Raw genomic sequence first — 13,547 nt, forward strand, 5'->3', positions numbered from 1 at the left:
CATACTTGTCATTCTGCCGTCTGCAGAATTGTCTGCATTAAGACAATGAATGTGCCAAGCGACAAAACACAAACACAAATAACTGACAGACATATATTTAGATAAGGTAATCCACTAAAAAAGAGCTAAACAGGAGCTTATTTTTCACGATATATTGTGAATATCATGAAATAAAGGGATATGAAGTTTTGGTAAGCAATGTAGACGACAAATTACGCAATATTCAGTTAACCAGCGGGTTACAAGGACATATTTTCTACCCAACTCATTTCAATAAAAAAATACACGATATTTCGGGAAAACGAGTTCTACCAAAACTACCTTTTAATCCCTAGTTTCTTCATTCTGGATTCCAAGGTTGTAGGCTTCATTCCTAAAATCTTTGCAGCTCCTTTCTCTCCGCTTACGCGCCACATCACTTCATTCAATACTTTTAGAATATACTTTCTCTCAAAGTCTTCTAGGCTTAATAATTCTGATTCTGAGTGTTCTGATATTTTATTCGGCATCCAACCAACCAACTCCAGCTTTTGATTTCCGCTAATAATCACTGCTCGTTCGATTACATTCTCGAGTTCACGAATATTCCCTGGCCAGTGATATGATTGTAAAGCCTTAATAACAGACTTTGGAATGTTGGATATTTTTTTACCCAAAATCGGCCCATACTTGTCTACAAAATGCCTAACCAATAATGGGATATCTTCTTTGCGTTCCCGTAACGGAATGCTGTAAATCGGGAATACATTTAACCTGTAATACAAATCTGCCCTAAACCTTCCATCAGCCACTTCTTTTTCCAACTCACGGTTTGTCGCGGCAATAATTCGAACATTCACTTTAATGGTTTTGGTACCACCAAGCCTTTCAAACTCACCTTCTTGGAGCACGCGTAATAACTTGGCTTGAAGCTCAATGGGCACCTCTCCTATTTCATCCAAAAAAATTGTGCCTCCATCAGCCAATTCAAACCTGCCAGACTTTCGCATAATTGCCCCAGTGAAAGCTCCCTTTTCGTGACCAAAAAGTTCACTCTCAATCAAGTTGGCTGGCAGGGACGCACAGTTGATCTTTACCAGCGGCCGATTTTTTCGATTACTAATATTATGCACCGCACGCGAAAGCAGCTCCTTTCCTGTTCCCGACTCACCCAAAACCAATACTGTTGCATCAGTTTTAGCTACTTGTTCTACTTGAGTTAAAACCTGCTTAAATTTTAAACTCTGACTGATAATTTCTTCAAAATTGTGCTCGATTTTAATCTCTTGTTGTAGGTATGTATTTTCGGCTTCGAGTCTGTCTTTTAAGTCTTCAACTTCATTCAAAGCCTTTACAAGTTTAGCATTTGCCGCATTTCGCTCAATTTCTAAACTTGCCCTTTCTGCCAAAGTATTTAGAATTTGAATTTCTTCTTCAGAAAGATTTAGCTCATGATTACTAAATAAAGCCAAGTTACCAATGCATTCTCCAGTTCGAGACACAATAGGAAAACCAATATAACCTTCCACTCCCTCCTCTTTATAAAATTCCTTTCCCACATTACCCTTTTGATGATAAGGTTTCCGAGTTTCAAGAATAATTTCACAAGGTGTTCCTTTCACATCGTATTCAATATTTTCTTGTAGCTGCCCATTTTCATAATAAGCCAGAGTTCTCAGCCTGGTTTTCTCTGCACTGGTACATTCCGTTACAATCGACATGGATACTCCAAGGGCGTCAGTAATATTCTCTACCAATAATTTGAAGTAGTCCTCACCAATTGCTGCAGTAGTATTTTGGGTAATTGACTTTAAGAGTTTCTCCTTTCTTTTTCGCTCACTGATATCCAGAACGAAGCTAATGTTGTATGCCTCACCTTCAAACTCTGCATAATTCAAAAATATCTCGACCGGAATTTCCTCTCCGCTTTTAGTGACATGGGTAGACTCCATGATAAACCTCGTTTCAGCAGGGAAACGCTTCCACATCTCTTTAAAGCTACTCTGAGTGTAATTTCTATTCACATCATAAATGAGCATTTTGAGAAACTCCTCTTTAGTGTAGCCATAATTTTGACATGCCGTATCATTGGCATATACAATTCTACCTTCACTGTCCATCCAAAAAATAGACGCCAAAGCTCGCTCTAGCGTAAAATATGATAATCGAGAAAGGTCTTCTAAACTGTATTTCCTCTGTGCCATACCGTACTTTTTTCCCGAAATATCGTTAAATAATCACCAACTTGAGTACCCTATCTATTTGGTCCATAAAGAATAGACCTACACCATAAAGTATACACTCTAAAAATAATGTCTATTCATCTCAGTAGATAAGTAAGGGATTTCCTTTCCATTCTTGTATATTTAATTGAACAAAATCAGCCTTAACAATGAAGTCCCTAATTAAAACCTGCCTCGTCATGTTTCTATTCCTCTCTCTAGGAGCCTGCGCAAGCACTGCTGGATCGAGTAGCAAAAAAGGAAAAGACTATTCCATTTACCAAACGCTTGGAGATGCCTTGCAAAGTGTTGGAAGCCTTAAAGTAACTGGTCAAGGAGGGTCGTTTACCGTCAATCTTATTGCTGGAAAGTATGCCAATTCCAATTTGGGAGCCGATCAAGGAAGCGTGTTGTATGTCATTAATGGGATTGATCAAGGTAAAGATTACGGAGCCGCTTCCTCTTTGGTTACACCTAAAGACATTATATCCATCCGTGTTTTAAATGGCTCAGAAGCGGTCATGAAATGGGGAGATAGAGGAACAGGTGGGGTTGTTGAAATAAAGACCTCTACAGGTAATGAATAACTATTGCAATCTTTGCCACCAATATTGATTTTTTACAAAAAAACACTCTATTACTGATCCGAAAAACGGAATTAAGTATTTGTTATATAAGGGATTACGATAACTGCATTGTTTCTTTATTAAGCAATCAACCTTAACTTTTATTATGAAGTACCTAACCAAAACAATTGTCATTTTTTCAATTCTGCTTTTTGGTTCCTCTTGTGCAAGGAATATGCAGAACTCGAGAACCAAAGCTCCTGAAAAAGATTATTCCATATATCAAACACTAGGAGACGCTTTACAAAGTCTAGGGACACTGAAAGTAACGGGGCAAGGCGGGATGTATACCGTAAACCTAATAGCAGGTAGATATGCCAACACAAACCTTATGTCAAACCCAGGAAGTGTGTTGTATGTCATTAATGGGGTTGACCGAAGTAAAGACTATGGAGCAGCTTCCTCTTTGGTTACACCTAAAGACATTCTTTCAATCAGGGTACTCAATGGTCCTGAAGCAGTAATGAGGTGGGGTGAACGAGGAACGGGTGGTGTGGTTCTTATTACCACCAAAGAAAAAGAAATGGGTACCCATAAATAAGACTCCCTTTCTTTGACAGTTTGAATTGTCTTCAATCCAACACTTTGACTAAATACGTAGGTAGATATGGAAACTACTGAGTATTTACTAGCGTAGATACTCCGCAAACGAAAAAGTGTCATGAAAAAATCTAGTTATATAATATTGCTGATCATGAGCATTTGCGCTACCCATGTTCTGAATGCGCAAGACATTAAAACAAAAGATTATAACCTAGAAAATGGTTTGGCCCTACAAGGCTACGACCCTGTGGCCTACTTTACAGAAAATAAAGCCGTTGAAGGCAACAAAAGTATTTCATCGAAGCATAACGGTGTCGCTTACTATTTCTCCAACATGAAACACAAAACAATGTTTGATGTTGATCCGTCCAAGTACGAACCTGCTTATGGAGGATATTGCGCCTATGCGATGGCCTTTGGTGATAAAGTGAAAATCGATCCTGAAACCTTCAAAATTAAGAATGATCGCCTTTTCCTTTTCTATAATTTCAGGTTCAACAATACATTAAAAGACTGGAATCAAGACGAGAACAATCTATTTAAGAAGGCCGAGAGCGAATGGATAAAAATAGTTTCCAAAAAATAATATTCTTGCTTCTCAGCTAAATACGTAACTTATTTGGGTTTTAGCAGACATACATAATTGAATATTTTGGTAACTTTGCCTATTGGTGGTCTAAATTTTAACACACTTTAAATGCAGTTACAGCAAATTTCGGTTGAAATACTCAACCAGCTCATTACGATCTCAAATCAACTAAAGGACAATGAATTCAGATCTCCTTTGAGTATTCTATCTAAGAATTCTATCGGGAAACACATCAGGCATATCATTGAATTTTATGACCTTATGATGGTGGGTCATACCACTGGAAAGGTAGATTACGATAAACGTTCACACGACAAAGTACTTGAAGAGAATAGGGTTTTGGCCATTGAGAAAATGAATACACTTGGCCAAGAAATCATGGCCATTTCAGTAGACCAGCCCATCACCATGTTTGCCAATTATTCTCTGGATGGAAACGACCCCGTAACCATTAATACCACTCTATTTAGAGAACTGCAATACAATATCGAGCACGCTGTCCATCATATGGCCATTATCAAAATTGCCTTATTAAATGCCTTTGCCGAAGTGAGAATTCCGGAAAGCTTTGGTGTGGCTTATTCTACCATAAAATATCAGAGAGATTCTGAATGTGCACAGTAACTTTTCTTCCTAAGGGAAAATCATCCTACATCTTAACCTCTAACCGAGACGAAACACCCAAACGAGCTGCTTTAGCTCCAGCCGCTTATGCAGTCTACGGTAAAGAAATTTTCTTCCCTAAGGATCCATTGGCTGGCGGAACTTGGATAGCTACGGACAAGCAGCAATTCACCCTTTGCCTATTGAATGGCGCTTTCGAAAAACATCATCACAAACCACCTTACAAATTAAGTCGAGGAATCATGGTGCTTGATTTTTTCAAATACAGCAGTGCTCAAAGCTTTATAGAACAGTATGACTTCAGCGGAATTGAACCTTTCACTTTAATTCTCATTGAAAGTAACCATAGCCTGAGCGCTACTGAGCTAGTGTGGGACGAAGTGAAGCTACATGTCAGGGTTTTGGATGTAAGTCAGCCTCAAATCTGGAGTTCCAGTACGCTTTACCCTGAAGCGGTGAGAATGGAAAGAAAACACTGGTTTAAACTTTGGCTCGAAGCGCAGAGTAATTTTCAACAAAATGAAATTATCGACTTTCATAAAACCGGTGGCAAAGGAGACGAATGGAATGACTTTGTCATGAACCGCGGAGGCAAAGTGCAAACCGTAAGTGTTACTTCCATTGAAAAGGACTCTGATTACACCATGGTTTATGAAGATTTGCTAAAGTAAGCCTCCACTTCTGCATTAACTCAAGTCCAATATATGCTAATTCTAAAGGTATAAAAAAAGCCCTCACATTGCTGTGAAGGCTTTTCAGTAATTAATTGAGCATCTACTTTATAGGTAATCCCACCTAATTTTGATTTCCTCACAAGCATCTGTGATTTGCATCCATTTTCTCGCGAAGTTTTTAGGTGCCGTTATTACAGTACTACTAAAGACATCAAGAGAAAAACAAAATTCGGGTCTCACCTTCATCTCTGGATATGTTTCAATTAAATATTGATACAACAAAGTCGAGATAAAAGAGCCCGCTTCTTTATCCAATTGATTTGTCTTTGAGAAATGCATCTTGATAGCACCAATAAAAGGTTTCCCTCTCATCTTACCAGAAATTATAACCTCAGGCCTAATGCTCACCGAAACACCAGAGACATCCAGACGCTTCGATTCAAAACTTCTAAACTTCTCAAGATCGAAATTAAATAGACTCTTATCGAATGTCACATTCTTCTTAAAGATACTCAATGCTTCAATCGACAAAATACTATCGGACTTTTTAAAATCCGTATCATATTTCTCATAGATAAGTGATTGAATTAGTCGCTCTATTTCCTTCTTATCACCTCGGTGATAAACAAAGTAATCAGCGATTGCTCTTCGTGCAATTGAATAACGCTGAACAATAAACCTTTTGGGCTTTTTCTGATCGGCAATTATCCTTTTTCTCCTGCTGGGGTCTGCAGTCATATACTCCCCTAATTTATTTACAGAAATTTTTATCTGCTTCATTATTCCTCCAATTTTGAGGGTTCAAAACTAGAGCCTATTAACTATACCTGAGTATTTTTGATAAATGGTTTCTTTGAGAAAAGAAATTCATTTACTTTTGAAGTACAAAAACAATTACTCGAGCAATCAATAAAGCTCATTTAAAAGTTCATATCAGGTTACAAGCCTGTAAAGCCGAAACGATGCTCTAACATCCTTTCGGTTTTTTTATTTTCTATTGTTTCATCCTCCTTCTCTTAAAAAATCAATATATTTTCATATCTCGATTTTGGGTTAAAAAGAGCCCTCACATTGCTGCAAGGGCCTTTTATCAAATTTCAATTCTATTTTAACTTCCGCAAGCTTCGCAATCGTCTGGATTGTCAATCGAGCAAGCCATATCGGCTGCTTTTTGTTCGATTTGTGCTGCAGTTGGTGTAGCGGCAGATGCCTTGTCTACGGTAAACTGGATAGCATCGGCTGCTGCTCTTGATCTCAAGTAGTACATTCCTGTTTTCAAGCCTTTCTTCCAAGCATAGAAATGCATAGAAGTCATTTTCCCGAAATTCGGATCTTGAATGTGAATATTCAAACTCTGAGACTGACAGATAAAGGCTCCTCTATCGGCAGACATCTCGATAATACTCTTCTGAGAAATTTCCCAAACAGTTTTATATAGTTCCTTGATATGCTCAGGAATTTCAGGGATGGCCTGAATAGATCCTTTTGCCCCAATCAGCTTATTTTTCATGTTGTCATTCCACAAGCCTAACTCGATCAAGTCTTTCATTAAGTGTTTGTTCACTATAATGAATTCACCAGACAGGGTTCTTCTTGTATAAATGTTTGAAGTATAAGGCTCAAAGCACTCATTATTTCCTAAAATCTGAGAAGTTGAAGCTGTAGGCATTGGCGCTACTAACAAAGAGTTTCTCACTCCGTGTTTCTTCACTTCCTTCTTCAAGTTATCCCAATCCCAAAGACCAGAATCTGGCGTAACGCCCCACATATCGTATTGGAAAATTCCTTTTGATACTGGTGAGCCTTTGAAAGTTTCATAAGGACCTTCCACTTTCGCCAAATCCTTAGAAGCCGTCATGGCTGCAAAGTAGATGGTTTCGAAAATATCTTTGTTCAACTGGCGTGCTTCAGGAGAATCGAATGGCATTCTCATTAAGATAAATGCATCGGCCAAACCTTGTACTCCCAAACCAATTGGTCTGTGACGCATATTCGAATTCTTAGCCTCCACAACAGGGTAATAATTCACATCAATCACCTTGTTCAAGTTCATCGTTGCTACATAAGTAACATTATACAAAGTCTGGAAGTCGTACTTACCAGTTTCTTCGTTTACGAATTTCGGCAAAGCCAAAGAAGCAAGGTTACAAACGGCTACTTCGTCAGGAGCAGTATACTCTATAATTTCAGTACATAAGTTGGAAGACTTGATTGTACCTAAATTTTTCTGATTTGATTTTTTGTTGGCCGCATCCTTATACAACATATAAGGTGTGCCTGTTTCAATCTGAGATTCCAATACTTCGAACCAAAGGTCTTGCGCTTTTACCGTTTTACGGCCTTTACCTTCACGCTCGTATTTTTCATACAATCTTTCAAACTCTTCACCATAACAATCCGCCAAACCTGGCGCCTCGTTAGGACAGAAAAGTGTCCAGTCTTCATTGTTCTCAACCCTTCTCATGAAGAGGTCAGAAATCCAAAGTGCGTAAAATAAATCTCTAGCCCTTAATTCTTCCTTTCCGTGGTTCTTTTTCAAGTCAAGGAAATCGAAGATATCAGCATGCCAAGGCTCCATATAGATAGCAAAAGACCCCTTTCTTTTCCCACCACCTTGATCTACATAACGAGCCGTCATGTCGAAGTTTCTTAACATTGGTACTATACCATTGGAAACCCCTCCAGTTCCTTTGATATATGACCCTTTAGCTCTCACATTATGAATGCTAAGACCAATACCACCAGCTGACTGTGATATTTTTGCAGTTTGCTTAAGCGTATCGTAAATACCATCAATGCTATCATCTTTCATTGTTAGTAGAAAGCAAGATGATAATTGTGGTTTTGGTGTACCTGCATTAAATAATGTAGGCGTGGCATGCGTAAACCATTTCTCTGAAAGCAGATTGTAGGTTTCTATTGCCTTTTCAATGTCTTCTCCGTGAATACCCACCGCTACTCTCATGAGCATGTGTTGTGGACGTTCAACGATTTTACCATCGATTTTCATTAAGTACGAACGCTCTAAGGTTTTGTAACCGAAGTAATCGTAGCTAAAATCTCTATCGTAGATAATCGTGGAATCTAGAGTTGCAGCATTTGCTTTCACTATTCCGTAAGTTTCCTTCGATACCAGTGGTGCATTTTCACCTGTTTTAGGATCTACATAGGTATAGAGCCTCTTCATGGTGTTTGAAAATGACTTACTGGTGGTTTTGTGCAAATTGCTAATGGCAATTCTTGCTGCAAGCTTCGCGTAGTCAGGGTGTTTCACGGTCATAGTGGCCGCGATTTCAGCTGCTAGATTATCCAGGTCTAGTGTGCTTACTCCGTCATACAATCCTTCAATTACTTTCTTGGCCACTTCCACAGGCTCAACGAAGGCGGGATCTAATCCGTAGGATAGTTTGTCTATCCTGGCAGTGATCTTGTCGAACTTTACCGACTCGTGTCTGCCATCTCTTTTTACTACTAACATATTTGGGGTTTTTGGGGGTGTTTATAAATATAAACTAAAAATCTTCATCCATACTAAATTTGTGCGCATCCGGATCATCACCTTCCTTCATTACGCCAGCTTTTTGGTATTCACCTACTCTTCTCTCAAAGAAATTGGTTTTACCTTGAAGTGAAATCATTTCCATGAAATCAAAAGGATTGGTGGAGTTGTACACTTTTTCGCATTCCAATTCCATCAATAGTCGATCTGCAACAAACTCCAAGTATTGCGTCATTAAATCAGAGTTCATCCCGATAAGACGCGCAGGAAGAGATTCAGTAATAAATTCTCTTTCTATATCTAAAGCTTCAATTATAATCTCCTTAATTCTATCCTTTGGCACCTTATTAATCAAATGCTGATTATGCAAGTGACAGGCAAAATCACAATGCAAACCTTCATCACGCGAGATGAGTTCATTGGAAAACGTAAGCCCTGGCATTAATCCTCTTTTTCTTAACCAGAAAAGCGAACAGAAGCTACCAGAGAAGAAGATTCCTTCAACAGCAGCAAAGGCAATAAGCCTTTCTCCAAAAGATGGAGACTCAATCCATTTCAAAGCCCATTCTGCCTTCAGCTTAATGGCATCAAAGGTTTCGATGGCATGAAAAAGTTCATCAGCCTCTTTTGGATTCTTTATATAAGTATCAATTAAAAGCGAATAGGTTTCTGAATGGATGTTCTCCATCATAATTTGAAAACCATAGAAAAACTTTGCCTCGGTATACTGAACCTCATTGATAAAATTCTCGGCCAAGTTCTCATTCACAATACCATCAGACGCGGCAAAAAACGCGAGCACGTGTTTAATGAAATAGCGCTCATCATCATTTAACTTATTATCCCAGTCGGTTAAATCTTGATGCAAATCTATTTCTTCAGCAGTCCACATACTGGCTTCCGCTTTTTTATAGTAACCCCAGATATCATCATGCTCGATTGGAAAAAGCACAAATCTGTCCTTATTCTCTTTCAATAATGGTTCTTCTGGTATTGCCTTTCGCTCACTCATCTTTCGATATCGGTTTTATTCTTTTAATAAAAAGATTACGCTGCATCACTTTTTGCATGATGCATTTTTTTTATCCTCAGGCATCACCTTGGGATAGTATTCCTATACAGTATAAGGTGCTTCTGCTATAAGTGTCTGACATTCTTGGGAATGAGACTTTAACAGAAAGATAGGTTGTTGTTTTGGGGTCGTAACCTGAAACAAATATTACACAAAACTGCGTAAAAATCAACGTGATTTTTATGATTATTTTTCATATGTAGCGCCTTCAATATGATCACATAAACTACTGTATAATAACTAATTATGTATTTCAATATAATCCATAACTTATACTTGTATTCCACGCAATTGAAGATCAAAAAAAATGAAAATTTAATATTGCAAAAACTCTTGCATTTATGATTTGGTTTTGGTTTGGATTTAGAAATCAAACTGTTATCTTTGCATTCCGTTTTTGAAAAGATTCAAATTAATGTACGCAATTGTAGACATATCAGGGAAGCAGTTCAAAGTAACACAAGACCAATTCGTTTATGCCCCGTTAATGGCAGGCGAAGAAGGCGCTTCCGTAGAGTTCGACAAAGTCTTATTGATAGACAATAATGGCACAGTCGAGGTAGGCGCACCTACCGTTAGTGGTGCAAAAGTTTCCGGTAAAATTATCGGACACGTAAAAGGTGATAAAGTAATCGTCTTCAAGAAGAAAAGAAGAAAAGGTTACAAGAAGAAAAATGGCCATCGCCAGAACTTCACCAAGGTCCTAATCGAAACAATATCTAAATAACAACTTACCATGGCACATAAGAAAGGAGCAGGTAGTTCGAAAAACGGTCGTGAATCGGAAAGTAAACGACTAGGTGTTAAAATATATGGTGGTCAAGCTGCTATTGCTGGTAACATCATTGTAAGACAAAGAGGAACTAAACATCACCCAGGCACAAACGTAGGTATTGGTAAAGACCATACACTATTCGCTTTGTCTGATGGTGTGGTTGAATTCAGAAAAGGTAGAAAAGACAGATCTTTTGTTTCTGTTGTTCCTTTTTCAGGAGAAGCTGCTGAAGCTTAATCAATAAAGTTCTTAAAATATAACTGAAAGCTCAATCTCAAAAGGATTGAGCTTTTTCTGTTTAAGCACTATTGTTAAGTACTCAAAGTATGCAACTCTCTATCATCAATATTCTTCAGTTATTACTGGTTTTTCAGAGCGTGGTATTTATGACTTTCTTGCTAAGTCAAGGAAGGGGCAAATACATTAGCAATAGCCTATTAGCTATTTTTCTATTTGTACTTGCTGTTCATATGATCAGTAACTTTGCTTTTGACCTCAATTTATTGTGGCCAATTCCTGATTTGACAAATTCTTATGGTTTTTTATATGGCCCACTTATTTTTCTTTATATCAAAAGCCTGGTTTATAAAGATTTTCAATTAGCGCTTCGAAATGCTCTCCATTTACTTCCATGGCTAATCATTCTTAGTATTTCATACTTCACCACCATTCCAATTCGGCTCTCTGGAATCTCCATTTTGATTAGCTTTTCGACCTACCTCATTTTTTCATTTAGGCTCATTAAGCGTTTTCACCTTATCATAAAAAACACGCAATCACGCTTCGACAGCATTGCATTATTATGGATGCAACGCTTTCTGTATGGCCTTATTTTTATCACACTGGTTGATACCATACATAATCTGATTGTTGTTAATAATTTGGTGATGGAGAATCTATTTTACGGTTTTCTAATCACTGCCCTACTCTTCTTTGTCACTAGCTTGGTCTTTCATGGATTAAGACAGCCAGAACTCTTTCAGGGTGTTTCAGTTGAAGATGAAGCATTGGTCAACGATGCGGCATCGAGTTACACTTCTTCCAAACTCTCACAGAAGGAAATCGACTCCATGGCCGAATTGATTCAAAGCTACTTCAACTCCAATCAACCGCATAGAGATCCCGACCTCAACATTCAAAAACTTGCAGAATCTATGAACTTGAGTAGTCGCACTATTTCAGAAGTGATTAATCGCTATTACAAGCAAAATTTTTCTGACTTCGTGAACTCCTTCAGAATACAAGAGGCTATTTCCCTTTTAAAAAATAGCAATGATAAAACTACGGTGCTGGAAATACTCTATGCTGTTGGTTTTAATTCCAAATCAAGTTTTTATACCGCTTTCAAAATAAAAATGGGGATGACCCCAAGTGAATTTAAAAAGTCGCTACAATAGTAATTTTTAAGAAAATCAGTCCAAGAACAGGAATCTGGACGACTTGAGTACTGCTAGAAACTACTTTTGAAGCAAATTTAAAGGTCAAAAGTATGAAACTCATTTTACGCATTCTTAAAATCATTGGGAAGTCTATAGCTTTCCTTCTTCTTGCCATTATAGTTTATTTAACAGCAGCTATTCTCGTGGGCAGAATGGAATTAGGTTCTCCAGGCCCAATCGTTCCGAACGAATCTAAAGTGGCATTTACCCATGTCAACATCATCCCTATGGACAGTAATCATGTACTTATGGACAAGACCGTATTGGTTGAAAACGGAATTATTACAGGCATTTATGAAGAATTTAAATCTCCCAAAAACACTAGGTTAGTTGACGGTCAGTATAAATACCTCGTACCAGGTCTAATGGATGCTCATGCCCATATTTTTGACCGATCTGATTTAGCACTGAACCTTTCACAAGGTGTAACTACTGTGCGAAATATGATGGGTTTTCCCATGCACTTAAGGTGGAGAGATGAAGTAAATAATAACTTATTTCCTGGCGCTTATATTTATACCGCTGGCCCAACACTTAATATGGGCAGCTATAGTGGCCCATTTCACAAGGTATTAAAAAATTCTAGAGAGGGGAGAAAGGCCGTAAGACTTACTAAATCTAAAGGCTATGATTTTGTCAAAATTTATGATGGACTTACTGAAGAGGCATTTAAAGCTATCATGGACGAAGCAAAACTCCAGTCTATAAAAGTTGCAGGTCATCCACCTAGGGCAGTAAATCTAGAAACCTTAGCCAATTCGGATATTGTTTCAATAGAACATGCGGAGGAAATATTTCAAGGCATGATGAACTATAAATATTCGCCTAAAAAGACCGATAGCATTGCCAAGATTTTATCTGAAAAGGAAATCTATGTTACGCCTACACTTATCATCTACAATTACCTCAATCGCACGATGAATGATGATAAAGAATTCTTAGATAGTATTCCACAAGAGTACATTAACCCTTTGACTCGTTTTATTGGAAATAAACAGCTTGGAGACTACTTGAATATGGATGAAAAAGGAAAAAAATATTCCGCTTCCAAAAATACAGCGCTCTCTGAAATTCTATCCATTCTTCATCAAAACAACGTTCCATTACTGCTCGGCACTGATTCAGGGCCTAACCTAACGGTTGCTGGGTATATACTTCACTCTGAAATTGATCTTTGGAAAAAGGCGGGAATTGAAGATTACGAAATTATCAAAGCGGGCACCATTAACGTGGCCAAGGCACTCGATATTCACGATGAAGTTGGAACTATTGAAGTAGGCAAGCGTGCTGACTTTATTTTAGTGGATCAAAACCCTTTAGAAGATGCCCGAAACTTGCGTAAACTTTCTGGGGTATTTCACAATTCTGGTTGGTACAATTCCGAAAAATTGAAAGAACTTGAAGAAATAGGCAAAGACAAATCAAGTTGGTTTTCTACAATTGGCAGATTTATGGAGTATATTCTTTTTAAATAAACTCTCAAAACACCAAAGCTCAATCTCAAA

At 38.0% G+C, this 13,547-nt stretch carries 13 protein-coding genes; 9 read left to right on the forward strand and 4 right to left on the reverse strand.

Translation table 11 applies throughout. From position 1 onward, the window contains the following. Positions 1-317 precede the first annotated feature (317 nt). Complete coding sequence (locus VOI17_RS17300; RefSeq protein ID WP_323758486.1) at positions 318-2,183, reverse strand: sigma 54-interacting transcriptional regulator; 1,866 nt, start codon at positions 2,181-2,183, stop codon at positions 318-320. A 218-nt stretch (positions 2,184-2,401) separates the two neighbouring features. On the opposite strand from VOI17_RS17300, the gene VOI17_RS17305 reads away from it, so the two are divergent. From VOI17_RS17305 to VOI17_RS17325, 5 genes are all read left to right on the forward strand, one after another. Beyond that, positions 2,402-2,788, forward strand: a complete 387-nt coding sequence (locus VOI17_RS17305) for a TonB-dependent receptor plug domain-containing protein (protein ID WP_323758487.1) — start codon at positions 2,402-2,404, stop codon at positions 2,786-2,788. 145 nt (positions 2,789-2,933) lie between these two features. After that, a complete protein-coding gene (locus VOI17_RS17310) occupies positions 2,934-3,368 on the forward strand; it encodes a TonB-dependent receptor plug domain-containing protein (protein WP_323758488.1) in 435 nt (144 codons plus the stop codon). Positions 3,369-3,488: 120 nt separating this feature from the next. Further along, a complete protein-coding gene (locus VOI17_RS17315) occupies positions 3,489-3,956 on the forward strand; it encodes a YHS domain-containing (seleno)protein (RefSeq protein WP_323758489.1) in 468 nt (155 codons plus the stop codon). Positions 3,957-4,067: 111 nt separating this feature from the next. Continuing rightward, positions 4,068-4,583 (forward strand): hypothetical protein, encoded by a 516-nt coding sequence (locus tag VOI17_RS17320; RefSeq protein ID WP_323758490.1) that lies wholly within the window; start codon positions 4,068-4,070, stop codon positions 4,581-4,583. Further along, complete coding sequence (locus tag VOI17_RS17325) at positions 4,571-5,254, forward strand: NRDE family protein (RefSeq protein WP_323758491.1); 684 nt, start codon at positions 4,571-4,573, stop codon at positions 5,252-5,254. The genes VOI17_RS17320 and VOI17_RS17325 overlap by 13 nt, the downstream gene beginning before the upstream one ends. A gap of 108 nt (positions 5,255-5,362) precedes the next feature. Here VOI17_RS17325 and VOI17_RS17330 read toward each other — a convergent pair whose 3' ends face one another. The 3 genes from VOI17_RS17330 to VOI17_RS17340 form a co-directional block, all read right to left on the reverse strand. Beyond that, positions 5,363-6,037 carry a hypothetical protein gene (locus VOI17_RS17330; RefSeq protein ID WP_323758492.1) on the reverse strand — a complete coding sequence of 225 codons (675 nt, stop codon included), beginning with the start codon at positions 6,035-6,037 and terminating at the stop codon, positions 5,363-5,365. A gap of 328 nt (positions 6,038-6,365) precedes the next feature. Next, entirely contained in the window at positions 6,366-8,735 is a 2,370-nt protein-coding gene (locus VOI17_RS17335) for a ribonucleoside-diphosphate reductase subunit alpha (protein WP_323758493.1), read from the reverse strand. Positions 8,736-8,769: 34 nt separating this feature from the next. After that, the gene (locus VOI17_RS17340; protein WP_323758494.1) at positions 8,770-9,768 is read right to left on the reverse strand and encodes a ribonucleotide-diphosphate reductase subunit beta; all 999 of its coding nucleotides are present in this window, start codon (positions 9,766-9,768) and stop codon (positions 8,770-8,772) included. A 475-nt stretch (positions 9,769-10,243) separates the two neighbouring features. On the opposite strand from VOI17_RS17340, the gene rplU reads away from it, so the two are divergent. The 4 genes from rplU to VOI17_RS17360 all read left to right on the forward strand — a co-directional run bounded on the left by rplU (position 10,244) and on the right by VOI17_RS17360 (position 13,517). Next, positions 10,244-10,555, forward strand: a complete 312-nt coding sequence (gene rplU / locus VOI17_RS17345) for a 50S ribosomal protein L21 (RefSeq protein WP_068412329.1) — start codon at positions 10,244-10,246, stop codon at positions 10,553-10,555. Positions 10,556-10,564: 9 nt separating this feature from the next. Next, positions 10,565-10,840 carry a 50S ribosomal protein L27 gene (gene rpmA / locus VOI17_RS17350; RefSeq protein ID WP_068412330.1) on the forward strand — a complete coding sequence of 92 codons (276 nt, stop codon included), beginning with the start codon at positions 10,565-10,567 and terminating at the stop codon, positions 10,838-10,840. Positions 10,841-10,929: 89 nt separating this feature from the next. Further along, complete coding sequence (locus VOI17_RS17355; protein WP_323758495.1) at positions 10,930-12,000, forward strand: helix-turn-helix domain-containing protein; 1,071 nt, start codon at positions 10,930-10,932, stop codon at positions 11,998-12,000. Positions 12,001-12,092: 92 nt separating this feature from the next. Then, the gene (locus VOI17_RS17360; RefSeq protein WP_323758496.1) at positions 12,093-13,517 is read left to right on the forward strand and encodes an amidohydrolase family protein; all 1,425 of its coding nucleotides are present in this window, start codon (positions 12,093-12,095) and stop codon (positions 13,515-13,517) included. The last annotated feature ends 30 nt before the right edge of the window (positions 13,518-13,547 follow it).

Source organism: Roseivirga sp. (genome assembly GCF_034669765.1).
Lineage (GTDB): Bacteria > Bacteroidota > Bacteroidia > Cytophagales > Cyclobacteriaceae > Roseivirga.